Here is a 25332-nt window from a genome sequence, read left to right as displayed (position 1 = left end):
ATGCGGCTTTCCGGCTTGGGTATTCTTGCAGCTCATGGGTTTCAGTCCTACAAGGATTTTCTGCCTTGCCTGTCCACAATGGACGCCACCCATCCACAACTCCTCACCTGGGAAGGACCGAGCACCTTGCGCATTCTCTACGTCGAAGACAGCAGCGAGCTGCGTGACACCATCACCCTGCTGATGGAAGGCCCCGGCCGCAGCATCGTGGCCTGCGCCAGCGCCGAAGAGGCCCTCGGCCACGCTGCTGTTCCGGGAGCGTTCGAGCTGCTGGTGAGCGACGTGAGCCTGCCCGGAATGTCCGGCATCGAGCTGTGCCGCATCCTGTTGGCGCGCGACTCGCGCTTGCGCGTCGTGCTGTGCTCGGGCTATCACGTGAGCGACGGGCTGCCCGATCTGGGCACGCGGGTGCATCTGCTGCACAAGCCGTTCGACATCGACGTGCTGGAGTCCCTGCTGGAGGGCATCCAGGCCGAGGTCGAAGGCGAGAAAGTCGCCTGAACCGGGCCAGGACGGCCCGGCGGACCGGCTCAGGGCTGCCCGGTGTCGCCCGCCACTTCCTGCAGCGCGGGTGTGCGCGGCAGCCAGGCCGTAAAGCAGGTCCGGCCCTGGCTTGACACCACTTCGATGCGTCCGCCATGGGCCTGCACGATCTGGTGCACGATGAACAGGCCCAGGCCCAGGCCCTTGTGCTCCCCGGCCGTGCTGTGCCGCCCCCGGAAGGGCTCGAACAGGCGTGGCAGCAGGGCGGCCGGGATCTCCCCGCCATTGGCCACGCGCACGACCACGACGTCGTCCCCGCTGCCATCGAGCTCCAGCTCCACCGGCCGATCCTCTGCACCATGCTGCATGGCGTTGGACAGCAGGTTGGCCAGCACCTGTCCGAGCCGCGCCGCATCCCACGAGCCGCGCAGGTCGCCGTTGCTGCGCAGCTGCAGCTCGCGCTGCGGATGGGCGGCGCGCACCTCCTGCACCACGCGCTCGGCCTGCAGGGCCAGGTCGCCGGGCGCGGCAAGCATCACCAGGCCACCGTTCTGCCGCGCGCGCGTGACGTCCAGCAGGTCTTCGATCATGGCCAGCATGCGCTGGCCGGCCTGTTGCGCCTTGGCTGCGAGCAGCCCCACCTTGCCGGGCTCCAGCGGGCGCTGCAGCATGGCGGTGGCCGCAAGGATGGCCGACAGCGGCGTGCGCAGGTCATGACCCAGCACGGCCATGAACATCTCGTTGATGTAGAGCGCCTCGGTCCGCTGCTGCAGCTCGCACGCCAGGGCGCGTTTCTGCCGCTGCAGGTCGAAGAACACCCGCGCCTTGTTGATCAGCATGTGCGGGTCGATGGGCTTGTAGAGGAAGTCCACCGCCCCGCTCTCATAGCCCTTGAACTGGCGGTTCTGGTCGTGCGCGCCCGCCGTCATGAAGATGAGCGGGATGTGGCGCGTGCGCTCGGCGCCGCGAATCAGCTCGGCCAGCTCGAAGCCGTTCATCTCGGGCATCTGCACGTCCAGCAGGGCCAGCGCCACGTCGTTGTGGGTCAGCAAGAGCTCCAGCGCCGCAGCGCCCGAGTCGGCTTTCAGGATGTCCACGTCCTCGCCCTGCAGCAGCGCCTCCAGGGCAACCAGGTTTTCCGGCACGTCGTCCACCAGCAGGCATTTGACGCGCGTGCCGGGCTCCTTCGGAAAGGGCCCGGTGCCAGGCAGGTTCTGTGGGGCCGGGGCAGCAAAGATCACGACGGTCTCCCGGGGTAGATGTGGTTGAGCAAGGGTGCCATGCGCGCAGGGGGCAGCACATGGTCGGGAGTGATCAGCGCCAGCGCCGCCTCGGGCATGGCGCTGGCCTGGGCGCTGGCGGGCGCCTGCACGACCGCCCTGCCGCCAGCGCGCTGCACGGTGGCCAGGCCCTGGGCCCCGTCGGCGTTGGCTCCGGACAGCAACAGCGCCGTCAGGCGAGCGCCATAGACGTCGGCGGCCGACTCGAACAGCACGTCGATGGAGGGGCGCGAGAACAGCACCGGCGGGTCGATGGACAGGGCCAGCACCGGCCCCGCGTCCACCAGCAAATGGTAGTCGGGCGGGGCGAAATAGATGGTGCCCGGCATGAGTGGCTCCTTGTCCTGCGCCTCGCGCACGGCCAGGCGGCAGCGCGGCGCGAAGATCTCGCACAGCAGGCTGGGCTGCTCGCGCGGCAGGTGCAGCACCACGATCACGGGCGCGGCCAGGCCCGGCGCCAGCGCGGGCAACAATTCGCCCAGCGCCTCGATGCTGCCGGCCGAGCCACCGATGGCGATGGCGCAGGGCAGGGGCGTCGCCGTCATGGCTCCACCCCCTTCTGGTAAATGCGCTCGCGCGGCGCGAACTCGTCGAACTGCGCGGCGTGCGCCGAAAAGCGCAGCGACTCCTTGGTGCCCAGGCCCAGGAAGCCGCGGCGGCACAGCGATTCGTGGAACAGCCCGACGGCCCGGTCCTGCAGCGCGCGCTCGAAGTAGATCAGCACGTTGCGGCAGGAGATGAGCTGCATCTCGGCAAACACGCTGTCGGTGGCCAGGCTGTGGTCGGAAAAGACGATGTTGCGCCGCAGACTCTTGTCGAACACCACGCGGCCGTAGGCGGCGCTGTAGTACTCCGACAGTGAGGAGCGCCCGCCCGAGCGCGCATGGTTCTCGGTGAACCCCGGCACGCGCTCGATCTCGTAGACACCGGCCTCGGCCTTCTGCAGGGCGGCAGGGTTGATGTCGGTGGCGTAGATCAGCGAGCGCTCGAGCAGGCCCTCTTCGCGCAGCAGGATGGCCATGGACCAGACCTCCTCGCCGGCGCTGCAGCCGGCGATCCAGATCTTGAGCGACGGATAGGTGCGCAGGATGGGCACGACCTTCTCGCGCAGGGCCCGGAAGTACTCCGGGTCGCGGAACATGTCGCTGACCTGCACGGTGAGGTATTGCAGCAGCTCGGGGAACACCGCCGCGTCGTGCAGCACCAGGTGCTGCAGCTGCGACAGGGTGCTGCAGTTGAAGCGCACCAGCGCCGTCTGCAGCCGGCGCCGCAGCGAGGCCTGGGCGTAGCTGCGGAAGTCGTAGTGGTAGCGCCGGTAGATGGCCTCGATCAGCAGGTGCTGCTCGATCTCGAAGGTCTTGCGGGTGTGCGGCAAACGAAAGCTTCCTCAGGTCCGGGCCGGGGCCTCACTTGGGCATCCACACGCGCACCAGCGACAGGAGCTTCTCCACGTCCAGGGGCTTGGCGATGTAGTCGCTGGCACCGGCGGCCAGGCATTTGTCCTGGTCGTCTTTCATGGCTTTGGCAGTCAGCGCGATGATGGGCAGGCGGCGCCACTCGGGGCGCTTCCTGATCTCGCGCATGGCCGTGAGGCCGTCCATCTCCGGCATCATGATGTCCATCAGCACCAGATCCACGGGCGGGCGGCCGGCTGCGCCGGCTGCGCTCAGTTGCTCCAGTGCCTCGCGACCATTGCGCGCGATCTGCACGCGCGCGCCAGTGGGCTCGAGCACGCTGGACAGGGCGAAGATGTTGCGCACGTCGTCCTCGACCACCAGGATGGTGCGGTCCTCGAAGGCCTCCTCGCGGTCGCGCGCGCGCTGCAGCAGGCGGCGATGGTCGGCCGGCAGCGACGACTCCACCCGGTGCAGGAACAGGGTGACCTCGTCGAGCAGCCGCTCGGGCGAGCGCACGTCCTTGATGATGATGGACTTGGAGTAGCGGCGCAGCTCGTGCTCTTCCTCGCGCGACAGCGAACGGCCCGTATAGACGATGACCGGCGGGAACGCCATGTCGCCCTCCTCGGCCATCTGCTTGAGCAGCTCGTAGCCGGACAGGTCGGGCAGGTTCAGGTCCATCACCATGCAGTCGAAGCTGCCGGCGCGCAGCAGGGCGAGCGCCTGCTGCGCGGTGGCCGCGCTGCGGATCTCCACGTCATCGGCGGCCAGCAGGGCGCACATGCTCTTGCGCTGGCGCTCGTCGTCCTCCACCACCAGCAGGCGGCGCATGCCCTGGGTGAACTTGGCCTCCATGCGCTGCAGTGCTTCCACCAGCTCGTCGCGCTCCACCGGCTTCAGGGCATAGCCCACGGCGCCCTGCTCCAGCGCCTTCTGCGAGTAGTCGGCCACCGAGATCACGTGCACCGGGATATGGCGCGTGGCCGGATCGTGCTTGAGCTGGTCGAGCACGCCCAGACCCGAGTAGTCGGGCAGGTTCATGTCCAGCAGCACGCCGCTGGGCAGGTGCTGCTGCGCCATGGCCAGGCCCTCGCGGCCGGTGCCGCAGACGATGCACTGGAAGTCCATCTCGTGCACCAGCTCGTAGAGGATGCCGGCGAAGTGCGGGTCGTCCTCGATGACCAGGATCAGGCGGCGGCCCGGCTCGATGCGCGCGCGGTCATCCTCGGGCATGCTGCTGGCCGGCGCGGGTGCACTGGTGGTGGCCGCAGCCGCGGGCGGCTGCGCGCTGCGCCAGGGGGCGGGCAGCTGCGCGGGCTCGGCTGCTGCCTGCGGCAGGGGCGCCAGGGCCGGCAGCGGCGCGGCCACGGGCGCAGCGATGGGCAGCGTCAGCGTGAACACGCTGCCCTCGCCCAGCGTGCTCTGCACGCTGATGCTGCCGCCCAGCAGCTGCGCCAGGTTGCGCGAGATCGACAGGCCCAGCCCCGTGCCCCCGTACTTGCGGTGCATGCTGCCATCGGCCTGGCGGAAAGCCTCGAACATCTGCTCCTGCTGGTGCGCGGCGATGCCGATGCCGGTGTCGCGCACGGCCAGGTGGATGCTGTCCGCGCCGCCGCTGTAGATGCGCAGCTGCACCTCGCCGTGCTCGGTGAACTTGAGGGCGTTGAACAGCAGGTTCTTGAGGATCTGGGCGATGCGCTGGGCATCGGACTGGACGCATTCGGGCACGCCAGGCTCGATCTCCACGCCCAGCTGCAGGCCCTTTTCCTGGGCCATGGGCCGCAGAGGCTCCAGCACCTGCTGCACCAGGCGCCCGAGGTGGACGTCGTCGATCTCCATGCGCGTCTGGCCGGCCTCGATCTTGGCCAGGTCCAGGATGTCGTTGATCAGCGCCAGCAGGTCGTTGCCGGCGCTGTGGATGGTCTGGGCGTAGCGGACCTGGTCGGGCGAAAGGTTGCCGCCCTTGTTGTCGGCCAGCAGCTTGGACAAGATCAGGCTGGAGTTGAGCGGGGTGCGCAGCTCGTGGCTCATGTTGGCCAGAAACTCGCTCTTGTACTGGCTGGCCTGCGACAGCTCGTCGGCCTTGGTCTCCAGCGCGTCCTGGGTGCGCAGCAGCTGCTCCTTCTGGTACTCCAGCTCCTGGGCCTGCTCCTCCAGCTGGGCGTTGGACTCTTCCAGTGCCGTCTGCTGCGACTGCATCAGCGACTGCGACTCCTGCAGGGCGCGGCTTTGCTGCTCCAGCTCCTCGTTGTTAACGCGCAGCTCTTCCTGCTGGGCCTGCAATTCCTCGGACTGGCGCTGCGTCTCGTCGAGCAGGGCCTGCAACCGCATGCGGTCCATGGAGCCACGCACGGCCTGCGCCAGCTGCTCCTCGGCGCGCTGCAGGAAGTCCTTGCCCTCTTCGCCCAAGGGCGTGAACAGGCCCAGCTCGACCACCGCCAGTACTGCGCCGCCCAGCGTGATGGGCTGGATGATCAACTCGACCGGCGTGGCCTGCCCCGTGCCGGAGCTCACCGGCAGGTAGCCTGCCGGCACATCGCGCACGTGCTGGAACTGGCGCGACAGAATCGCCTGCCCGGCCAGCCCCTCCCCCGGATGCAGGATGGTGGACGGGGTGTCGGGCATGAGGGCGTAGCCGCCCATGCGCTCGTAGGTGTCATGCCCCTGCGCAACGTACAGGGCCCCCACCTTGGCGTCGAGCCAGTACGCCAGGTACTCGAGCACCTTGGGAGCCAGCTCGTGCATGCGGTGGTCGCCCTGAACGCGGGCCCCCAGGCCCACCAGGCCGGTCTTGACCCAGCTCTCGCGCTCGCGGGCGCGGTGCTCGACGATCGCCAGCCAGCCCCACACGCAGATCAGCACCAGCAGCACCCCGGTGCTGCCCCAGACCAGATAGGTGGCGGTGCCGAAGGCGTTCTCCCAGGCACTCCGGCGCCCCTGCAGCTCCTCGCGCTCGCTGGCCAGCAGCTCCCGCACCACGCTGCGCGCGCTCTCCATGGTGGTGCGCCCCTCGCTGGTCATGACGGCCAGCGCATCGTCGCGCCGGCCCTCGCGCTGCAATTCGATCATGTGCGCGAGCTCGCCCATCTTCTTGGCGGCCAGGCCCTGCAGCTGGTCGAAGCGCTGCTTGCGCAGCAGCGAGCCGCGCCCGTAGAGCTGCAGCTTCTCCAGCTCTACCGGCAGCGCGGCCTGAGCCACGGTGTAAGGGCCGAGAAAATCGTCGTTGCCCGTGAGGAGGTAGCCGCGCTGGCCCGACTCGGCATTGCGCAGGTGGCCCCAGACCAGCTGCACCTGGGCGATGGCGTCCACCGTGTCATTCATCTCGCTGACGACGACCGCCCGGTCCTCGCTGGAGCGCCAGGTCAGCACGGCGATCAGCATGGCTGCCACGGCAGCCAGGATGAAGCCGGTCAACATGCGCACGGGCAGACCCGAGCCGGGCCGGATGGCGGACTTGGGAGGGAGCTTGGTGGCAGGCATCTATCTCTGTGACTTGCGGTAAGTAAAGCCGCACGATGATAGAGGCATGGCCACCCGGTAGCCTGTAGGGCAAGGCGCCGAGGCGCGGGAGTGGACGGGCCGTACCCGTCAGTGGTGCGTGGGCGGATCGGTCACCGGGGGCTGAGCCGGCTGCGCAGGCGGGTCCTCCACGGGGATGGGATCGGGCCAGGGCGACGGCGGCATGCCCGGATGCGGCTGCGGCGCCGGAGGGTGTGGCACGGGGAGAGACGAGGCCTGGTGCATGGCGCGCCTTCCTCAGGGAATGGACTTGTGCGCCGGCGCGTCCGAGCCCCGGTCGGGCAGCAGCTCGCGCTCCCCCTCATGGCTGCGGTTGGCATAGGTGGACAGGTCGCCCCCGGCGCCGAAGCGGCGCGCGTGATCGCCGTTGCCGGGGTTGGCACGGTCGGGCTCCTGGGTGCGCGGGTCGATGCGCATGCCGTACATGTTGAAACGCCCCTGGTCACGGGCGCGGTCGCGCTGGGCGGTGGCCAGTTCCTGCTGGACGCTGGCAGGCTGGGACGGAGCCGGATCGGACATGGCGTGTACTCCTGATTGTGAACGCGGTGTCTGCCAGATGATCCTGCCTGCCGACCCTGGTGCCCGCCGGGCGGCAGGTGCAATCACTGTCGGACAAGAGGCCGCATCGTTCAAAGCCGTTTTTCCCTCTGGGCCAGCGTGCCATCGCTGCCGCGGGCCCAGACGTCCAGCACGAAATCCGCATCCCGCACCGAGACGGCCCGGGGCCAGCCCAGGGCTTCATGCAGGCGCGCGTGCACGGCAGCGCCAGAGAGCGCGCAGCCCGCGATGGCATGCCGAAAATGGCATGCCACCAGCGTCGTGCGCGCAGGCAGGGACTGCTGCATGCCGGCGAGGATCTCCTCCAGCGCCTCGGGTGCGAGGTAATACAGCAACTCGCTCAGGACGACCAGGTCAAAGGCCTCCCGGGGCCAGGGGCCGGGCAGAGCCAGCTGGGCGAACGCCACATGCGGCTGGTCGGCCAGGCGCTGGCGCGCCGCCACCAGCGCCTGCGCCGCACAGTCGGAGGCGAGCAGCCGGTCGCAGCGCGGCGCCAGCGCGGCCGTCAGCAGGCCCGCGCCGCAGCCGGGCTCGAAGGCATGGCGGTAGCGGGCTTCCGGCAGGCTGGCGAGCAGCAATGCGCGCTTGCGCTCTTCGTACCAGCTGCCCTCCATCGCCCACGGGTCGGGGCTGTGCGCGTACAGCGCGGCAAAGCGTGTGGGCGCCCAGCCCTGCGGGGCGCAAAATTCATCAGCAGACAAAGAAATACTCCTGTGGCCACAGCGCGCGCTCCAGGATGGCCGCATCCAGCACCGGGCCAAGCCGGTGCGAGCGCGGAAGAAGCTGCGAGCGGTGCGCCTGCAGGGCGGCGATCTTCGCCGCCTGCGCCTCGGGCGGGCCGCCGACGGCGCGCAGCGCCTCCCAGGGTATGTCCGGCGCACCGGGCTCGGCCCAATGCCACATCCAGACCGGCGCCTGCAGCAGAACGCTGCCGGTGCGCTGCGCCACATCCAGCGCCACACGCCCGCAACACTCATGGTCCGGGTGGCCGTCGAGCCGCCAGGTAGTCACCAGTACGTCCCCTGGCGCCACCAGGGCCTGCAGCGCGGCGTGCAGGCGTGAACCGGCCTGGGCCACGCCGCCGTCAGGCAGATGCAGCGGAACGATGGGCACATGCGCCAGGCCGAGCCGCGCCAGCCCTTCGTGCCGCTCCGCGCAGCGGATGGCCTGCAACCGCTGCACGGGCCAGCCCACCTCGGCATGGCTGGCCTCACCATCGGTGACCGCCACGATCTGCACGGCGCCGCCGCTCGCCGCGTGCTGCTGCATCAGCAGCGCGCAGGCCAGCACCTCGTCGTCGGGGTGGGGCGCCAGCACCACCAGCCGCTGGCGCGGCGCGACCAGTGTCCGCACCGCGCAGCCAGGCACCTGGCCGGACAGCCACTGCTGCCAGGCGCCAGGCGCCAGGCGGGGCGCCTCGATGCGGCGTGCGGCGCTCTCCATCACAGCTCCCAGGGCGGCTGGGTACAGCCGGCCACCTGCTCGCCCAGGGCCGCATCGTCGCGGTCGCCGTGGCTTTGCCGGATGAAGACCGGCAAATCGGCGGCGTGCCGCGCGAAGGCCGCGTCGCGGCACAGCGGCGTGGCGCCCAGCGCGCGCGTGACCTCGTCGAGCACCCTGCGCGCTGCGCCCTCCACGCCCTGGCGGGCACGCAGGGCGACCAGGCGGGCATCGTCCCGTGGGTGGGCGTCGATCCAGCCGGCCGCCTCGCGCAGTACGGCCCCGGCCGCGGACAGGGCCAGGTCGACCCGGCCCAGCGCCGCCCGGCGCAGGAGCGCATCGGGTCGCCCGCCGCCTTCTTCCTCGCGCCGCACGGCAGCGTACAGGGCCCGCCCCAGCGCCACGGCAGCGCCATGCCAGCAGGCGGCCACACCCGCACCGCCCTGCCAGAAGCCCGGCCGCGCGAGATAGTCCCCCGGGGCGCCCACCAGAGCGGCGGGCGTCCGGATGAAAGACACATCGGCGCTGGCGCTGGCGGCCATGCCCACCGCCTGCCAGGGAGCCTCCGAAATCGAGACGCCCGGCTGCTCCAGTGCCACGGCCACCAGCTGCGGCTGCGCGCCCTGCTCCGGCCAGGCCGTGAGCAGGGCATGGCTGACTGCCTGGGCGCCCGAACACCAGGCCTTGGTGCCGCTGATGCGTGCCTGGCCCTGCCCATCCACATCCACCCGCACGCGCGCCCCGGGCGCCTCGGCGGCCCACACGGCCCAGGTGGCCGCTGGGCCCGGATTGCCGTCCACCAGCGCGCCGGCATCCAGTTCGTGCAGGATGGCCAGCGCATCGGTGTGGCCTTCATAGAGCTTGGCCAGCGACAGGTCGTGCCCGCCCACTGCGGCCAGTGCCTGCCAGCGCGCCAGCGTCTGACCAGAGGCCGGCCATGCCAGCCCGTCCAGCCCGGCGGCCACCAGCCGGCGCAGCGCCGGGCCGGGCGGGCCGCCCTCATGCAGGGCCAGTGCCTGGCGCAGCTGCGGCAGCAGCATGGGCAGGGGCGGCCCACTCATGCCGGCACCCCCGTGGGCACGCCGTGACGGGCAGCCAGGTGCGCCAGATAGGCACCAAACCCCTCGGGGGCGCGGTAGTCCTGCCGGGCGCTGGTGCGCACCCGAGGGCGGCTGGACCAGACGATGCGCGCGCCACCGGCCTGCAGCGCCCGCACCAGGGCCACGTCTTCGTGCGCCGGCAGCGGGGCAAAGCCGCCCACCTGGCGATAGGCCTGCGCGCACACACCCAAGTTGGCGCCATGGATGTGGCGGTGTCCGCAGGTGTCGCGATAGGCGGCGTCATAGCTGCTGCGCACCCGGGGGTCGAAGCCGGCCCAGTCAGCCACCTCGACCGTGCCGCAGACGCATTGCGCGCCCTCGGCCAGCTGGGCGGCAATCCAGTCCGGCGCCACCAGGCTGTCGGCGTCGGTGAAGCTGAGCCAGCGCGCGCCCTGGGCCAGCGCCCTGGCCGCCCCCAGGGCGCGCGCCCGGCCCACGTTGCGAGCCCGCAGGCGCACGCGCTGCGCCCCATGCTCGGCGGCGATGCGCGCCGAGGCGTCGCGGCAGTCGTCGAGTGCGACGATGACGCGCACCGGCTCGCCGCCCAGGGCCGGACAGGCCGCCGCCCGGGCGACGGCCTGCAGGCAGGCGCCCAGGTGCTGCTCCTCGTCGTGCGCGGGGATTACGACGGCCAGCATGGCAGAGCAAGGAAAAAGGGTTGCAGCGGGCGCGGATGGGGCATGGGAGTCGTTCGTGGATGGCAGACTGGCCCATCGTAGGAATCCTCCCTGCCTGCCCCGCGTAGGACAGGAAGGGGTCAGCTCATCCGTGCCGGGCGACTGTGCGCGTGCGCACCCCACCCGGGGCCGTCAAAGCCAGCGCTTGCGCCGGAAGTACGCCAGCATGCCGGCGACGATGCCCAGCATCAGTGCCAGCACGTACAGGTAGCCGTAGCGCCAGTGCAGCTCGGGCATGTTCCAGCGGCTGTCGGTGTCGAAGTTCATGCCGTACAGGCCGGTGATGAAGGTGAGCGGCAGGAAGATGGTGGCCACCACCGTGAGCGCCTTCATGACGTTGTTCATGCGTTGGCTCACCGCCGACAGATACACGTCCAGCAGGCTGGATGCCATCTCCCGGTAGGTTTCTACGAAGTCGATGATGACCACGCTGTGGTCGTGGCAGTCGCGCAGATAGACGCGTGTGGCGTCCCGGATGAAGGGCGCGTCGTCGCGCATCAGCGCGGCGATGACCTCGCGCTGCGGCCACCAGGCGCGGCGCATGACCACCAGCTCGCGCTTGGCGTAGTGCAGCTTGTTGCGTGCCTCCTGGTTGGCATCCGACAGGATTTCGTCCTCCAGCGCCTCCAGCTCGTCGCCCAGGGCATCGAGCAGCGGAAAGCCCGAGTCCACCAGGGTGTCCAGCAGCGCATACAGCAGGTAATCGGCCTCCAGGCGGCGGATCTTGCCGTTGGCCCGGATGCGCTGGCGCACCGGCTCGAACACGTCGCTGGCGCCGTCATTGATGCTGACCACGAAGTTGCGCCCCAGGAACAGGCTGACCTGGTCCACCCGGCAGGCGCCGCATTCAGGGTCGCCCTCGGCCTCGTCACCGCGCTGCACCAGGTTCACGATGACGAACTGGTGCGCGTCGTAGCTCTCGGCCTTGGCACGCTGGCCACGGTGCAGCACGTCTTCGAGCGCCAGCGGGTGCAGGCCCAGCGTCTCCTTGAGGCTTTGCAGCTGCTGCGGAGTGGGCATGCCCTGCAGGTGCAGCCAGACGACGCGCTGCGCATCGGCTGCCGCAGTGGCCGCGGCTTCGGTGGCCGGATCGAGCTGCTCGACCACCTCGCCCTCGCTGGTGTAGTGCATGAGCAGCAGCCGCGCGGGCGGCAGCGCAGCCATGTCCTGAGCGCCGGCGGCGGGTTCGAGCAAACCCGGCGGCGTGCCGGGCCGGTTGTTGCGGCGGCGAAAGCCCTGACGGCGCAGGGCGCGCAGGCGAGCAGAGAGGGGATGCTTCATGCGGTCGGCAGGCTAAGGGGGCCAGCCCGCTGGTCAGGCAGTGGCGCTCACTTGCGAGGGTGTTCGCGGCGGAACAGCTCCCACTCCTCGATCACCGTGCCATCGACCAGGTGGCACATGCCGCGCTCGCCGGCGGGACCCTTGACGATCTCAAGCGTACCGCCGCGCTGCAGGCAGTGCAGCGAAGCAGGATTGGCCATCCCGACCACAGGGGCAGGCGGCGCGGCGGTGGTGCAGGCGGCAAGCGCCAGGAGCGTGCTCGCGCTGGTGATGAGGATCCTGATGACGCTGGATATGGACATGGACTGGGGCTCCTCGTTGGGTCCGGGGATGGCGGTCATTCGACCGTCACACTCTTGGCGAGATTGCGGGGCTTGTCCACATCCGTCCCCCGCGCGCAGGCCGTGTGGTAGGCCAGCAGCTGCAGCGGCACGACGTGCAAGAGCGGCGACAGCAGGCCGTAGTGCTCGGGCATGCGGATGACATGGATGCCCTCGCTGCTGTCGATGCGCGTGTCGGCATCGGCCAGCACGTAGAGCACGCCGCCGCGCGCGCGCACCTCCTGGATGTTGCTCTTGAGCTTCTCCAGCAGCTGGTCGTTGGGCGCGACGGTGACCACCGGCATCTCGCTGGTCACCAGGGCCAGCGGCCCGTGCTTGAGCTCGCCGGCCGGGTAGGCCTCGGCGTGGATGTAGCTGATCTCCTTGAGCTTCAAGGCGCCCTCCAGGGCGATGGGGTAGTGCAGGCCGCGGCCCAGGAACAGCGCGTTCTCCTTGCGCGCGAAGTCCTCGGCCCAGCTGATGACCTGGGGCTCGAGCGCCAGCACCGCCTGCAGCGCCACGGGCAGGTGGCGCAGCGCCTGCATGTGATGCGCCTCGTCCTGCTCAGAGAGGCGGCCCTTGGCCTGGGCCAGCGCCAGGGTCAGCAGGAACAGACCCGCCAGCTGGGTGGTGAAGGCCTTGGTCGAGGCCACGCCCACCTCGACGCCCGCGCGGGTGACGTAGGCCAGCTCGCACTCGCGCACCATGGCGCTGGTGGCCACGTTGCAGATGGTCAGGGTGTGTGTCATCCCCAGGCTCTTGGCGTGGCGCAGCGCGGCCAGGGTGTCGGCGGTCTCGCCCGACTGGCTGATGGTGACCACCAGCGTGCGTGGGTCCGGCACGCTCGTGCGGTAGCGGTATTCGCTGGCCACCTCGACCTGTGTCGGCAGGCCGGCGATGGCCTCCAGCCAGTAGCGCGCCGTCAGGCCGCTGTAGTAGCTGGTGCCACAGGCCAGGATCAGCACGCGGTCGATGTCCTGGAACACCCGCCAGGCGGCGGCATGCGCGCCGTCGAACAGCTCGGGCACGATGCCCTGCACGCCGTCCAGCGTCTCGGCCAGCGCCGCGGGCTGCTCGAAGATCTCCTTTTGCATGTAGTGCCGGTAGGGCCCGAGTTCGGCCGCGCCGCTGTGGGCCAGCACGGTGCGCACAGGCCGCTCGGCGGGCGAGAGCGGCTGACCGTCGATGGTCGTGATCCAGTAGCGGCCCAGCTGCAGGTCCACCAAGTCGCCCTCCTCCAGATAGACGATCTGGTCCGTCACGCCCGCCAGCGCCATGGCGTCGCTGGCGAGAAAGAGCCCGTCCTGGCCGGCCTGCGCGCCCACGCCCAACACCAGCGGCGAGCCGGCGCGCGCACCCACCACGCGGTGCGGCTCGTCCCTGTGGAGCACGGCAATGGCAAAGGCGCCGTGCAGCCGCGCCACGGCCGCACGCACGGCGGCAAACAGGTCGCCGTCATAGAGGCTGTCGACCAGGTGGGCGATGACCTCGGTGTCGGTCTGGCTGGAGAAGACGTAGCCGCGCCCCTCCAGTTCGGTGCGCAGGGCTTCGTGGTTTTCGATGATGCCGTTGTGCACCAGCGCCACGCGCCCGGGGCGTTCGGCCTCGTCCGGCGCCACGCCCGGGCCGTGGCTGAAGTGCGGGTGCGCGTTGTGCATCTCGGGCGCGCCGTGCGTGGCCCAGCGGGTATGGGCGATACCGGTGGCCGCCTGCAACCCGCCCTGCTCGACCTGCGCCAGCAGCTCGGCCACGCGCGCCGTGCTGCGCGCGCGCACCAGACCGTCGCCCGCGCGGCCGGGCAGGCTCTGGGCGTGCACCGCCACGCCGCAGGAGTCGTAGCCGCGGTACTCCAGGCGCTGCAGGCCCTGCACCAGGATGGGGACGATGTTGCGCTGGGAGACCGCGCCGACGATGCCGCACATGATGGATTCCTTGAAAGAAAAGGAGAAAGAACGAGCAAAAGACAGGAATGGCGCGGATGCTAGAGGGAGTGACAAGAAATTTGCCCTCCATGTTTTTCTATAAATTGAATGGAAATTTCATCGGACAGACTGGAGGAAATTTTCTTTCTCGATAATGAAAATCATGGAATCTCATTTCTCACTCGACGACCTGGACCTGCGCCTGCTGGGGCAGCTGCAGACCGACGCCTCGCTCAGCAACCAGGCGCTGGCCGAGCGCATGGGGGTCTCGCCCGCGACCTGCCTGCGCCGGGTGCGCCGGCTGCTGGGCAGCGGCCTGATCGAGCGCCAGGTGGCGCTGGTGCGGCCCGAGCGGCTGGCGCAGCTGCAGGGCCATGGCCTGACGGCCATCGCCGAGGTGTCGCTGGACCGCCAGGGCGCCGAGCACCTGCAGGCCTTCGAGGCACGTGCCGTGGCCGAAGGAGCGGTACAGCAGTGCTGGCTCGTCTCGCCCGGGCCGGACTTCGTGCTGGTCGTGCACGTGCCGGACATGCCGGCCTATCTGCAGCTGACGCAGCGCCTGTTCACCCAGGACGCCAATGTGCGCAACGTGCGGGCGTTCTTTGCCACGCGGCGGGCAAAATTCGAGCCAAAACTGGACTTAGGCGTTGTCCAGCAATGAGTTGTAGCTATAAATTTTGATAATGACGTCTGTCGCCTCAGGTGCTGCCGCCACACCTTGACCTACACACGGCGCGCCGGCACCCGCCTACCATGGAGCGGATTCATGCGCCTGCGCGCCGGGGCCTGCCTGCTGCCCCCACCCCGCGCGCCGGCGTGCCTGCATGGAGGACGCATGGAGTTCAAGGACTACTACCAGATCCTGGGCGTGCCGCGCGATGCCACGGCCGACGACATCAAGAAGGCCTACCGCAAGCTGGCGCGCAAGTACCACCCCGACGTCAGCAAGGAGCCGGATGCCGCCGCGCGCATGGCCGAGGTCAACGAGGCCAACACCGTGCTGTCTGATCCGGAAAAGCGCGCCGCCTACGACCAGCTGGGCCGCGCCGCGCCGCACGGCGCCGGCCAGGGCTTTCGGCCGCCGCCCAACTGGGACGCCGGGTTCGAGTTCACCGGTGGCCCCGAGGGCGCGGCCGGCATGGACGGCGCGCAGTTCAGCGACTTCTTCGAGGAGCTGTTCGGCCGCGCCGCCCGCGCGCGCCACGGCGGTGCCGGCGCCGCCCAGGCCGGGCGCGCGCGCGAGCAGCGCGGCAGCGACCACCACGCGCGCATCGAACTCGACCTGCAGGACGCCTACCACGGCGCCGAGCGCATGCTCAGCCTGCGCGGTGCGCGCCTGGACGAGGCGGGCCACCTCGTCAGCGAGGAGCGCCAGCTGCAGGTCAGCATCCCCCGGGGCGTGCGCGAGGGCCAGCTCATCCGCCTGGCCGGCCAGGGCGCGCCGGGCCTGGGTGGCGCGCCCGCGGGCGACCTGTTCCTGGAAGTGCAGTTCAAGCCCGACCCGCGCTGGCGCGCCGAGGACCGCGACGTCTACCAGACCGTACCCGTTGCCCCCTGGGAGGCCGAGCTGGGCGGCCCCATCCAGGTGAGCACGCCCGGCGGCAGCACCGTCGAAGTCACCGTGCCGGCGCGCTGGAAGAGCGGGCGCAAGCTGCGCCTGAAGGAGCGCGGCATCCCGGCGGCCACGCCGGGCGACCTGTATCTGGAGCTGCAGCTGGTGCTGCCGCCCACCACCACCGACGCGCAGCGGCAGGCCTGGCGCGACCTGGCCCGGGCCTTTGCCTCGTTCGACCCGCGCAGCACGCAAGGAGCCTGAGAGCCATGCACCACACCCCTTCGACAAACGCAAGCGCCCATGCAGCCCTGGCCGAGCTGCTGCACGAGCAGGACCTGCTGGGCCTAGAGGAACTGGCACGCGCCTGCTGCATGGCCCCGGGCTGGGTGGTCGAGCGCGCCTCGGCCGGCCTGCTGCAGGGCGAGCACAGCAGCGGACAGTGGCAGTTTCGCAGCACCACCGTGGTGCGCGCCCGGCGCCTGGCGCGCCTGGAATCGACCTTCGACGCCGACCCGCAGCTGGCAGGCCTGACGGCCGACCTGATCGAGGAAGTGACGCAGCTGCGCCAGCGCCTGCGCCTGCTGGAAGCGCAACGGGGCGCGGGCTGAGGCCGGCCCGCGCCGACGACCGGCTCAGGGGTTGCCCACGCCGGGCGGCTGCCCCCATGGCGCCACCCAGCCGCCGCCCAGCGCCTGCACCAGCGCCACCACCGCCTGCTGGCGCTGCAGCTGCAACTGCAGCACGCTGCGGCGCGCGTTCAGCGCCGCGGCCTGGGCTGTGATGACGGCGCTGTAGGCCGATACGCCCGCCTGGTAGCTGTTCATGGTGCGCTGCTCGGCGCCGGCGGCGGCCTCGGCGGCGGCGCGAGTATGCGCCTGCTGCTCGGCCAGCGCGGCAGTCGCCGTGAGCTGGTCCTCGACCTGGCCGAAGGCCGTGAGGGCGGTCTGGCGCCAGCCGGCCGTGGCCGCCTGGTGCGTGGCCAGCGCCTGGTCGAGCGCGGCGCTGCGCGCGCCGCCATCGAACAGCGTCTGCGCCAGCGCCGCGCCCAGCGACCAGGTCAGTGCCGGGGCCGAGGCCAGGGCCGACAGGCTGGCCGCGGCCCCGCCCAGGCCCGCGTTCAGGTTCAGGCTGGGAAACCACGCCGCGCGCGCCACGCCGATGCGCGCATTGGCCGCGGCCACCGCGCGCTCGGCCGCGGCCACGTCGGGCCGGCGCAGCAGCAGCTCGGACGGCAGCACGGCCGGCACCTCGGGCACGGCCATCGTCCACGGCGCGGGCGCCAGCGAAAACTGCGCCGGCGGGCGGCCCAGCAGCAGGGCAATGGCGTGCTCGTAGCGCGCGCGGCTGGCGCGCAGCGCCACCCGGCTGGCGCGCGCCGACTCCAGCGTCGCCTGGGCCTGCAGCAGGTCGGTGTGCGCGGCGATGCCCGCGCGGTAGCGGTTGCCGGTGATGGTCGCCGCGCGCTCGTAGGCGGCGATGATGTCCGTGAGCAGGTCGGCCTCGGCGTCGGCCTCGCGCAGCGCGAAATAGGCCTGGGCCAGGCTGCCTTGCGCGGCCAGGCGCGCCGCCGCCAGCTGCGCCCGGCTGGCCTGGACGTTGGCACCCTGCGCGCGCACGGCCGCCTCCAGGCTGCCCCACAGGTCGGGCGCCCAGCTGGCCGACAGCCCCAGCGTGGCCGTGCCGCGCGCCGGCTCGCCACTGCGCTGGGTGCCCAGCTGCGCGCCGAGCGTGGGCAGGCGTTGCGCCTGGGCCTGGCGCAGCAGCGCCTCGGCCTGGGCCACGTTGGCCAGCGCCTGCGCCAGGTTCTGATTGCCGATGTCCACGCCGGGCATCAGGCCGTCGAGCGTGGCGTCGCCGAACAGCTGCCACCAGCGGCCTTCCTGCCAGGCCTGGTGGTCGGCGGTGCTGGTCCAGCCGGGGAGCGCGGCGCTTTTCCAGGAGGTGGAGACGGGGGCTGCGGGTGCGGGCTCCTCGGCAGGCAGGGGCGTGCAGGCGGCGAGCAGGATGGCGAGCGCCAGGGCGTACGACGCAGCTGCCTTGTCCAGCCGGCCCCCATCCCCGCCTTCCCCCAAAGGGGGAAGGAGCGAGGCATGCGTCCCCCCCCTTGACGGAAAACACACTCTCATATCTGTCTTTCCTTCCTATCGCCCCGCCCCGTCACACCGCCGCCAGACGCGCCGCGCGGGCCCGGCGGCGCTGGCTCAGGCGGTCGAGCAGTACATAGACCACCGGCGTGGTCAGCAGCGTCAGCAGCTGGCTGGCGACCAGGCCGCCGACGATGGTCACGCCCAGCGGCTGGCGTAGCTCGGCGCCCTGGCCGAAACCGATGGCCAGGGGCAAAGCGCCCAGGATGGCTGCCAGCGTGGTCATGACGATGGGCCGAAAGCGCAGCAGCGAGGCCTCGCGCACGGCCGCCACCGCCGACAGCCCCTGCGTGCGCTGGGCCTGCAGGGCAAAATCGATGATCAGGATGGCGTTCTTCTTGACGATGCCGATCAGCAGGAACACGCCGATCAGCGCCATGAGCGAGAACTCCATCTTCAGCGCCAGCAGTGCCAGCACGGCGCCGAAGCCGGCACTCGGCAGCGTGGTCAGCACCGTGACCGGGTGCACCAGGCTCTCGTAGAGGATGCCCAGCACGATGTAGATGACCACGATGGCCGCCACGATCAGCAGGCCCTGCTGCGACTGCGTGGCCTGGGCCTGGGCGGCGGCACCGGCAAAGCTGCCGCGCACGTTGTTGGGCATGCCGATGGCGTCCACCGCGTCCAGCACCGCTTGGCGGCCCTGCTCCAGCGCCACGCCCTCGGCCAGGTTGAACGACAGCGTGCTCGACAGCTCCCCGCCCTCGTGGAAGACCGAGCTGGGCACGGCGCGCTCGCTGAAGGTGGCCAGCGCCGCCAGCGGCACCATGGTTGCGCCGACCAGCGAGATCTGCTGGCCCGTCGAGGCGTTGCGCTGCCCCGGGTTGGCCGAGCCGCCCTCGGCCGGCCGCGTGGCGGCCACGTACACGTCCTTGAGCGCCTCGGGCGACAGGGCGTGGCGTGACGCCCATTCCATGACCACGCTGTACTGGTTCAGGTCGCTGTACATGTTGGCCACCTGGCGCTGACCGAAGGCGTTATAGAGCGCGGCGTCGATGGCCGACAGCGGCACGCCCAGGCGCGCGGCCTTGTCGCGGTCCACCTCGACGAAGGTCTCCACGCCGTTGTCGCTCTGGTCGTCGTCGATGTCCAGCAGCCGCGCGTCCTGGCGCAGCTGCGCGGCCAGCCTGAGCGTCCAGGTCTTGAGGTCGGCCTGGTTGTCGGCCTTCAAGGTGTACTGGTAGGTGGCGTTGCTGCTGCGCCCGCCCGCCATCAGCTCCTGCGCCGGGTTCAGGAACACACGCAGGCCGGTGATGCGCGCCAGCTGCGGGCGCAGGCGGCCGATGACGGCGCGCGCGCTTTCGCCCGGCGGGCGCTCGCGCGCCGGCTTGAGCACCGCCGATAGAAAGCCCCCGCCCGCCCGCCCGCCGGCAAACGCCACCACCGTGGCGACCGAGGGGTCGGCGCGGATGATGTCCACTGCCTGCTGCAGCTTGTCGGCCATGGCGGTGGAGGAAATGCTCTGGTCGGCGCGCAGGCCGCCCATCAGCTGGCCGCTGTCCTGCTCGGGAAAGAAGCCCTTGTCGATGCTGGCGAACAGGTAGCCGTTCAGCCCCACCACCACCAACAGCACCAGCACCACGCGCCAGGGCGCGGCCAGCGACGCGTCGAGCGCGCGCGCGTAGGCGCCCACCAGGCGCCGTTCGCCGCCGCTGGCCAAGCCGGCCAGGCGCGCGCGCAGCCGCCCGGCCAGGCTGCGCCGGGCTGGCGGTGCCACCTGCCCGGCCGCCTGAGGCGCGCGGCGCAGCAGCAGCGCGCACAGCATGGGCGTGGTGGTCAGCGAGATGACCAGCGAGATCAGCACCGCCGCCGACAGCGTCACCGCGAACTCGCGAAACAGCCGCCCGGGCTGCCCGCCCATGAACAGCAGCGGGATGAACACCGCCACCAGCGACACGCTGATGGTGAGCACGGTGAAGCCGACCTCGCGCGCGCCGTCCAGCGCCGCCTGGCGGCGCGGCCGGCCGGCTTCGAGATGGCGGGCGATGTTCTCCAGCACCACGATGGCGTCGTCCACCACGAAGCCCGTGGCCACGGTGAGCGCCATCAGCGTCAGGTTGTTGATGGAAAACCCGAGCGCGTACATGACCGCGAAGGTGCCCAGCAGCGACACCACGGTGGCCACCGCCGGGATCAGCGCCGCGCGCAGCGTGCGCAGGAACAATCCGACCACCAGCACCACCAGCACCACGGCCAGCACCAGGGTCAGCTCCACCTCGCTCACCGAGGCGCGCACCGAGCCGGTGCGGTCCACCGCCACGTCCAGCGCGATGTCGCCGGGCAGCTGGGCGCGCAGCTGGGGCAGCAGCTCGTGGATGGCGTCGGCAGTGGCGATCAGGTTGACGCCGGGCTGCTGGGTGATGGTCACGATGATGGCCGGCTGGCCGTTGAACATGCCGCGCGTGCGCGTGTCCTGCACGCTGTCGGTGACGCGCGCGACCTGCGACAGGCGCACCTCCTGCCCGCCGCGCATGGCCACGACCAGGCCCTGCCAGTCGGCCGCGCGTAGCCCGGGCGCGGGGGTCAGCACCTGCAGCGCGCGCCCGTCCTGCGCGTCGCCCACCTCGATCACGCCCTTGGGCCGGTTGGCACTGCCGGCCTGCAGCGCGGCGCGCACGTCGTCGGCACTGATGCCCAGCGCGTGCAGGGCAAAGGGGTTGAGCTCGACGCGCACCGCCGGCTGCGAGCTGCCGCCCAGCATCACGTCGCCCACTCCGCGCACCTGCAGCAGGCGCTGGCTGACGATGTTGTTGACAGCGTCGTAGATCTGCCCGGGCGTGCGCGTGTCCGAGGTGAGCGCCAGGATCAGGAAGGGCTGGGCCGCCGGGTTGGCCTTGCGGTAGCTGGGGCTGGTGCGCAGGTTGGCCGGCAGGTCGATACGCGCGGCGTTGATGGCCGCCTGCACGTCGCGCGCCGCGCTGTCGATGTTGCGGTTCAGATCGAACTGCAGCACCACGCGCGTCGAGCCGGTGCTGGAGCTGCTGGTCATCTCGTTGACGCCGGCGATGGTGCCCAGCGTGCGCTCCAGCGGCGTGGCCACGGTGCGCGCCATGTCGGCGGGGCTGGCGCCGGCCATGTTGGCGGTGACGAAGATGACGGGAAAGTCCACCGCCGGCAGCCGCGCCACCGGCAGCACGAAATAGGCCGCGATGCCGGCCAGCGCCAGGCCGATGGTCAGCAGCACGGTGGCGATCGGCCGCTCGATGAAGGGGCGTGCAAGGTTCATCCCTGGGCTCCACTGCCCTCGCTCCCTCTCCCGCGAGCGGGAAAGGGCTGGGGTGAGGGTGCAGGCACGTCGCCGCGCTGCGCCCGATCCACCCCCTCGCCCCCGCTCTCTCCCCCAGGGGGGAAGGGGAGTGCGGCCGGCGAGCGGGCCAGGCGCTGGCCCAGCCGATCGAACCACAGATAGATGACCGGCGTGGTGAACAGGGTCAGCAGCTGCGACAGCACCAGCCCGCCGAAGATGGCGATGCCCAGCGGCCGGCGCAGCTCGGCGCCATCGCCCCAGCTGAGCATCAGCGGCACGGCGGCGGCCAGGGCGGCAAGCGTCGTCATCAGGATGGGTCGAAAACGCAGCAGCGCCGCCTGGTGGATGGCCTCGCGCGCGCTCTTGCCCTGGCTGCGCTCGGCGTCGATGGCGAAGTCGATCATCATGATCGCGTTCTTCTTGACGATGCCGATCAGGAGCACCAGGCCGATGATGCCCACCACGTCCAGCGCGTGGCCGGTGAGCTCCAGCGCCAGCAGCGCGCCCACGCCGGCGGACGGCAGCGTCGACAGGATGGTCAGCGGGTGCACATAGCTCTCGTAGAGCACGCCCAGCACGATGTAGACGCAGACCACCGCCGCCAGGATCAGCCACAGCTGGTTGGACAGCGAGCTCTCGTACGCCCCGGCCGCGCCGGTGAAGCGCAGCGTGAGCGCCGTCGGCAGGCTGGCCTGGCGCGCCGCCTCGCGCACCGCCTGCACGGCCGCGCCCAGGCTCACGCCCGGCGCGGTGTCAAAGCCCACGGTGGCCGCCGGGTACTGGCCCACGCGCTGCACCGTCAGGGGCGCGGGCTCCTCGACGATGCGTGCGATCGACGACAGCGGCGTGGTGCCGCCGCTGGCCGTTCGCACCGGCAGGTCGCGCAGGGTGGCCAGGCTGGCGCCGCCGGCGGGCTGGCCGGCCTCCAGGATCACCCGGTACTGGTTGGTCTCGGTGAAGATGGTCGAGACGATGCGCTGGCCGAAGGCACTGTAGAGGGTGCTGTCCAGGCTGCTGGTGGTCACGCCCAGGCGCGCGGCGCTGTCGCGGTCCACGCGCACCATGGCCGAGGGGCCGGTGGCCCCGGCGCTGGTGGTCACGTGCCGCAGCTCGGGCAGCTGCGCCAGCCGCTGCGCCAGCTCGCCGGCCCAGCGGTTGACCAGCTGCGTGTCCACGCCCTCCAGGTCCAGCCGGTACTGCGTGGGGCCGGTGTCGGCGTCGATGGTCAGGTCCTGCGTGGGCTGCAGGAACAGCTGCACGCCCGCCACCTCGCGCGCCACCTGCTCGCGCAGCCGCCGCATGATGGTCGCCTCGGAGTCGCTGAAGACGCCGCGCCCGCGCAGGTTGACCACCAGCCGGCCGGTGGACAGGGCGCTGTTGTTGGCCGCGTCCACCCCCACCACCGAGCTGACCGAGCGCACGGCCGCATCCCTCAGCACCACCTCGGCCACGCGCCCCTGCAGCGCCGACATGCGCTCGAACGACACGTCGGCCGCCGCCTGCACCTGGCCCTGCAGCTGCCCCGTGCTCTGCACCGGGAACAGCGACTTGGGGATGAGCACGTACAGCAGCGCCGTGAGCGCCAGCGTCGCCAGCGCCACGGCCAGCGTCAGCGGCTGGCGCGCCAGCACCCACTGCAGGCCCCGGTCGTAGCGCGCCACCGTCCAGTCCATGCCCGACTGCACCCAGCGCCCGAAGCGCCCCTGCGCGCGGTCCAGCGGCTCCAGCCAGCGCGCCGACATCATGGGCACCAGGGTGAGCGAGACCAGGGCGGAGAACAGAATGGTCAGCGCCAGCGTGACGGCAAACTCGCGAAACAGCCGGCCGATGACCTCCTGCATGAACAGCAGCGGGATGAGCACCGCGATCAGCGACACGGTCAGCGAGATGATGGTGAAGCCGATCTCGCCCGCGCCGTCCAGGGCGGCCTGCAAGGGGCTCTTGCCTGCGCCGCCGGCATTCCCACCCGCCTGCATCTCGCGATGCCGGGCGATGTTCTCGATCATCACGATGGCGTCGTCCACCACGAAGCCGGTGGCGATGGTCAGCGCCATCAGCGTCAGGTTGTTGAGCGAATAGCCCAGCAGGTACATGGCCACCAGCGTGCCGATGAGCGAGACCGGCACGGCGATGCTGGCGATCACCGTGGCGCGCAGGCTGTGCAGGAAGGCGAAGATCACCAGCACCACCATGACCACGGCCAGCACCAGCTCCATCTCCACATGGCGCACCGAGGCGCGGATGCCCAACGTGCGGTCGGTGAGCACGGCCAGCTGCACGCTCTGCGGCAGCGCCTCGCGCAGGTGGGGCAGCTGGCGCTGGATGGCATCCACTGTGGCGATGACGTTGGCGCCGGGCTGGCGCTGCACGTTGACGATGATGGCCGGGGTCAGGGGCGGAGCGGTTTGGGAAGAAATCCGGCTTTCATCGTTGTCTGGCAACGATTGTTTGCTCTCATTTTTATCATCCTGCTTGATGCCGGTCCAGGCGCCCAGGCGGCGGTTCTCCGAGCCGTCCACCACCTCGGCCACGTCCTTGAGCCGCACCGGCGCGCCGGCCACATAGGCCACGATCAGCTCGCGGTAGTCCTGCACGCTGGTCAGCTGGTCGTTGGCGTTGATGGTGTATTGGCGTGCCGGGCCGTCGAAGCTGCCCTTGGCCGAGCTGGCGTTGCCCGCACTGATGGCACCGCTGACGGCGTCCAGCGACAGGCCCATGGCCGCCAGCGCCTGCAGGTTGGCCTGCACGCGCACGGCGGGGCGCTGGCCGCCGGCCAGCGTCACCAGGCCCACGCCGTCGATCTGGCTGATCCGGAGCGCCAGCCGCGTGTTGACCATGTTCTGCACCTCGGTCAGCGGCAGGCTGTCCGAGGTCACGGCCAGCTGCAGGATGGGCGCGTCCGCCGGGTTGACCTTGGCGTACACCGGCGGCGCCGGCAGGTCGGCCGGCAAGAGCGAGCTGGCCGCGTTCATGGCCGCCTGCACCTGCTGCTCGGCCGCGTCCATGGGCAGGTCCAGGGCGAACTGCAGCGTCACGAGGGACACCCCGGCGCTGCTGGTGCTGGCCATGCGCGCCAGGCCCGGCATCTGGCCGAGCTGGCGCTCCAGCGGCGCCGTCACCGTGCGGCTCATGACGTCAGGGCTGGCGCCGGGGTAGAGCGTCTGCACCTGGATGGTCGGGTAGTCCACCTGCGGCAGCGCCGCCAGCGGCAGAAAGCGCAGCCCCACCAGGCCCGCCAGCACGATGGCCAGCATGCACAGCGCCGTGGCCACGGGGCGCTGGATGAACAGGCGCGAGACGTTCATGGAGCGCGTGCCGCGGCGCCGGCCCGGCCTTCGGCGCCCGCTCCCGCGGCGCCGCCGGCCACCTGCACCCGCCCGCCGTCCTTGACCCGGTCGCCGCCCTCGGTCACCACGCGCTCGCCCGGCTGCAGGCCCTCGCGTAGCAGCATCTGGTCGGTGGTGGCGATGCCGCGCACGACGGGGCGCATGCGCGCCACGCGCTCGTCATCGACCACATAGACATAGTCGCCCTGGGGGCCGGTGCGCACAGCCGTCACCGGCACCAGCACGCCGCGCTCGCGGCCCAGCTGCAGGCGGGCGTTGACGAACTGGTTGGGAAACAGCGCCCCGTCCGCGTTGGCAAAGCGCGCCTTGGCGCGCACCGTGCCGGTGGCGGTGTTGATCTGGTTGTCCAGCGTCAGAAAGCGCCCCTCGGCCAGCGTGCGGCTGCGCTCGCGGTCCAGCGCCCGCACCGTCAGCGGACCGCTGCGCTGCGCCGCCAGCACGGCCTGCACCCGCTCCTGCGGCACCGAGAACAGCACGTCGATGGGCGCCATCTGGGTGATGGTGGCAATCCCGGTGGCGCTGCCGCTGCTGACCAGATTGCCCGGGTCCACCGTGCGCAGGCCGATGCGTCCGCTGATGGGCGCGCGGATGCTGGCAAAACCCACGTTGAGCTCGGCCGCGCGCTCGCTGGCGCGGCCGGCCTCGACCACGCCTTCGAGCTGCTTGACCAGCGCGGCCTGCGTGTCCACGTCCTGGCGGGCGATCGAGTCCTGCGCCAGGAGCGTCTGGTAGCGCGTGAGCGTCACGCGCGCCGCCGCCAGCTGGGCCTCGTCCTTGGCGCGCTGGCCGCGCGCCTGGGCCAGGCTCTGCTCGTAGGGCCGCACGTCGATGCGGGCCAGCACCTGGCCCTTTTTCACCGACTGTCCTTCTTCGAACAGCACCTCGGTCAGCACGCCCGAGACCTGGGGCACGAGCGTGGCCGTCACCGGCGGGGTGACCGTGCCCAGCGCTTCGATGAGCACCGGGATGTCGCCCTCCTGCGCGCGCGCCGTGCCCACGGTGGCGCCCGCACCCGCGCCGGGCGGCCCGAAGCCCGGCCCGCCGGGGCCGTGCCCGCCCGGG

At 71.1% G+C, this 25332-nt stretch carries 20 protein-coding genes; 4 read left to right on the top strand and 16 right to left on the bottom strand.

Features of this window, described 5'->3' with window-relative positions:
* Positions 1-126 precede the first annotated feature (126 nt).
* Entirely contained in the window at positions 127-501 is a 375-nt protein-coding gene (locus tag RT051_RS05290) for a response regulator (RefSeq protein ID WP_313073128.1), read from the top strand.
* A gap of 29 nt (positions 502-530) precedes the next feature.
* Here the strand turns inward: RT051_RS05290 and RT051_RS05285 are convergent, their stop codons facing one another.
* From RT051_RS05285 to glmS, 12 genes are all read right to left on the bottom strand, one after another.
* Complete coding sequence (locus RT051_RS05285; RefSeq protein WP_409520548.1) at positions 531-1724, bottom strand: ATP-binding protein; 1194 nt, start codon at positions 1722-1724, stop codon at positions 531-533.
* Positions 1721-2308, bottom strand: coding sequence for a chemotaxis protein CheB (locus RT051_RS05280; RefSeq protein WP_313073125.1), 588 nt, complete (start codon positions 2306-2308; stop codon positions 1721-1723). Before RT051_RS05280 ends, RT051_RS05285 begins: the two co-directional genes overlap by 4 nt.
* Positions 2305-3138, bottom strand: a complete 834-nt coding sequence (locus RT051_RS05275; protein WP_313073121.1) for a protein-glutamate O-methyltransferase CheR — start codon at positions 3136-3138, stop codon at positions 2305-2307. The genes RT051_RS05280 and RT051_RS05275 overlap by 4 nt, the downstream gene beginning before the upstream one ends.
* Before the next feature lie 31 nt (positions 3139-3169).
* Positions 3170-6640, bottom strand: a complete 3471-nt coding sequence (locus tag RT051_RS05270; RefSeq protein WP_313073117.1) for a response regulator — start codon at positions 6638-6640, stop codon at positions 3170-3172.
* A 276-nt stretch (positions 6641-6916) separates the two neighbouring features.
* Positions 6917-7198 carry a hypothetical protein gene (locus RT051_RS05265; protein ID WP_313073111.1) on the bottom strand — a complete coding sequence of 94 codons (282 nt, stop codon included), beginning with the start codon at positions 7196-7198 and terminating at the stop codon, positions 6917-6919.
* 110 nt (positions 7199-7308) lie between these two features.
* Complete coding sequence (locus tag RT051_RS05260; protein WP_313073105.1) at positions 7309-7938, bottom strand: SAM-dependent methyltransferase; 630 nt, start codon at positions 7936-7938, stop codon at positions 7309-7311.
* Positions 7928-8680, bottom strand: a complete 753-nt coding sequence (locus RT051_RS05255; protein ID WP_313073101.1) for a PIG-L family deacetylase — start codon at positions 8678-8680, stop codon at positions 7928-7930. The genes RT051_RS05260 and RT051_RS05255 overlap by 11 nt, the downstream gene beginning before the upstream one ends.
* Complete coding sequence (locus tag RT051_RS05250) at positions 8680-9738, bottom strand: acyl-CoA dehydrogenase family protein (RefSeq protein ID WP_313073096.1); 1059 nt, start codon at positions 9736-9738, stop codon at positions 8680-8682. The genes RT051_RS05255 and RT051_RS05250 overlap by 1 nt, the downstream gene beginning before the upstream one ends.
* The gene (locus RT051_RS05245; RefSeq protein WP_313073092.1) at positions 9735-10415 is read right to left on the bottom strand and encodes a glycosyltransferase; all 681 of its coding nucleotides are present in this window, start codon (positions 10413-10415) and stop codon (positions 9735-9737) included. Before RT051_RS05245 ends, RT051_RS05250 begins: the two co-directional genes overlap by 4 nt.
* Positions 10416-10586: 171 nt before the next feature.
* On the bottom strand, positions 10587-11735 hold the full coding sequence (gene corA, locus RT051_RS05240) for a magnesium/cobalt transporter CorA (protein WP_313073088.1): 1149 nt from the start codon (positions 11733-11735) through the stop codon (positions 10587-10589).
* 47 nt (positions 11736-11782) lie between these two features.
* Positions 11783-12037 carry a DUF333 domain-containing protein gene (locus RT051_RS05235; RefSeq protein WP_313073084.1) on the bottom strand — a complete coding sequence of 85 codons (255 nt, stop codon included), beginning with the start codon at positions 12035-12037 and terminating at the stop codon, positions 11783-11785.
* 35 nt (positions 12038-12072) lie between these two features.
* Positions 12073-13977, bottom strand: coding sequence for a glutamine--fructose-6-phosphate transaminase (isomerizing) (gene glmS / locus RT051_RS05230; RefSeq protein ID WP_313073080.1), 1905 nt, complete (start codon positions 13975-13977; stop codon positions 12073-12075).
* A 163-nt stretch (positions 13978-14140) separates the two neighbouring features.
* Here glmS and RT051_RS05225 point away from each other — a divergent pair, with 163 nt between their 5' ends.
* The 3 genes from RT051_RS05225 to RT051_RS05215 all read left to right on the top strand — a co-directional run bounded on the left by RT051_RS05225 (position 14141) and on the right by RT051_RS05215 (position 16140).
* Positions 14141-14638, top strand: a complete 498-nt coding sequence (locus RT051_RS05225) for an Lrp/AsnC family transcriptional regulator (protein WP_313073074.1) — start codon at positions 14141-14143, stop codon at positions 14636-14638.
* A gap of 174 nt (positions 14639-14812) precedes the next feature.
* Positions 14813-15793 carry a DnaJ C-terminal domain-containing protein gene (locus RT051_RS05220; protein WP_313073200.1) on the top strand — a complete coding sequence of 327 codons (981 nt, stop codon included), beginning with the start codon at positions 14813-14815 and terminating at the stop codon, positions 15791-15793.
* A 5-nt stretch (positions 15794-15798) separates the two neighbouring features.
* On the top strand, positions 15799-16140 hold the full coding sequence (locus RT051_RS05215; protein WP_313073071.1) for a chaperone modulator CbpM: 342 nt from the start codon (positions 15799-15801) through the stop codon (positions 16138-16140).
* Between the two features lie 24 nt (positions 16141-16164).
* On the opposite strand, the gene RT051_RS05210 is transcribed toward RT051_RS05215, so the two are convergent.
* From RT051_RS05210 to RT051_RS05195, 4 genes are all read right to left on the bottom strand, one after another.
* On the bottom strand, positions 16165-17604 hold the full coding sequence (locus RT051_RS05210) for an efflux transporter outer membrane subunit (RefSeq protein ID WP_313073068.1): 1440 nt from the start codon (positions 17602-17604) through the stop codon (positions 16165-16167).
* 85 nt (positions 17605-17689) lie between these two features.
* Positions 17690-20902, bottom strand: a complete 3213-nt coding sequence (locus tag RT051_RS05205) for an efflux RND transporter permease subunit (protein WP_313073065.1) — start codon at positions 20900-20902, stop codon at positions 17690-17692.
* Entirely contained in the window at positions 20899-24228 is a 3330-nt protein-coding gene (locus RT051_RS05200; RefSeq protein WP_313073062.1) for an efflux RND transporter permease subunit, read from the bottom strand. The genes RT051_RS05205 and RT051_RS05200 overlap by 4 nt, the downstream gene beginning before the upstream one ends.
* Positions 24225-25332, bottom strand: a 1108-nt coding sequence (locus RT051_RS05195; RefSeq protein WP_313073058.1) for an efflux RND transporter periplasmic adaptor subunit, incomplete at its 5' end; no start/stop codon positions are given. The genes RT051_RS05200 and RT051_RS05195, both read right to left, overlap by 4 nt.

Origin of the sequence: Melaminivora sp., assembly GCF_032059615.1 — a bacterium.
Lineage (GTDB): Bacteria > Pseudomonadota > Gammaproteobacteria > Burkholderiales > Burkholderiaceae_C > Melaminivora.
This window is presented reverse-complemented; position numbering and strand designations above follow the sequence as displayed.

What these genes read in the sequence shown, in the direction of transcription:
- glmS (WP_313073080.1), bottom strand. Translation starts at nt 13,977, where the DNA reads ATGTGCGGCATCGTCGGCGCGGTCTCCCAGCGCAACATCGTCCCCATC.
- RT051_RS05265 (WP_313073111.1), bottom strand. Translation starts at nt 7,198, where the DNA reads ATGTCCGATCCGGCTCCGTCCCAGCCTGCCAGCGTCCAGCAGGAACTG.
- RT051_RS05225 (WP_313073074.1), top strand. Translation starts at nt 14,141, where the DNA reads ATGGAATCTCATTTCTCACTCGACGACCTGGACCTGCGCCTGCTGGGG.
- RT051_RS05200 (WP_313073062.1), bottom strand. Translation starts at nt 24,228, where the DNA reads ATGAACGTCTCGCGCCTGTTCATCCAGCGCCCCGTGGCCACGGCGCTG.
- RT051_RS05280 (WP_313073125.1), bottom strand. Translation starts at nt 2,308, where the DNA reads ATGACGGCGACGCCCCTGCCCTGCGCCATCGCCATCGGTGGCTCGGCC.
- RT051_RS05215 (WP_313073071.1), top strand. Translation starts at nt 15,799, where the DNA reads ATGCACCACACCCCTTCGACAAACGCAAGCGCCCATGCAGCCCTGGCC.
- RT051_RS05205 (WP_313073065.1), bottom strand. Translation starts at nt 20,902, where the DNA reads ATGAACCTTGCACGCCCCTTCATCGAGCGGCCGATCGCCACCGTGCTG.
- RT051_RS05250 (WP_313073096.1), bottom strand. Translation starts at nt 9,738, where the DNA reads ATGAGTGGGCCGCCCCTGCCCATGCTGCTGCCGCAGCTGCGCCAGGCA.
- RT051_RS05245 (WP_313073092.1), bottom strand. Translation starts at nt 10,415, where the DNA reads ATGCTGGCCGTCGTAATCCCCGCGCACGACGAGGAGCAGCACCTGGGC.
- corA (WP_313073088.1), bottom strand. Translation starts at nt 11,735, where the DNA reads ATGAAGCATCCCCTCTCTGCTCGCCTGCGCGCCCTGCGCCGTCAGGGC.
- RT051_RS05220 (WP_313073200.1), top strand. Translation starts at nt 14,813, where the DNA reads ATGGAGTTCAAGGACTACTACCAGATCCTGGGCGTGCCGCGCGATGCC.
- RT051_RS05270 (WP_313073117.1), bottom strand. Translation starts at nt 6,640, where the DNA reads ATGCCTGCCACCAAGCTCCCTCCCAAGTCCGCCATCCGGCCCGGCTCG.
- RT051_RS05235 (WP_313073084.1), bottom strand. Translation starts at nt 12,037, where the DNA reads ATGTCCATATCCAGCGTCATCAGGATCCTCATCACCAGCGCGAGCACG.
- RT051_RS05255 (WP_313073101.1), bottom strand. Translation starts at nt 8,680, where the DNA reads ATGGAGAGCGCCGCACGCCGCATCGAGGCGCCCCGCCTGGCGCCTGGC.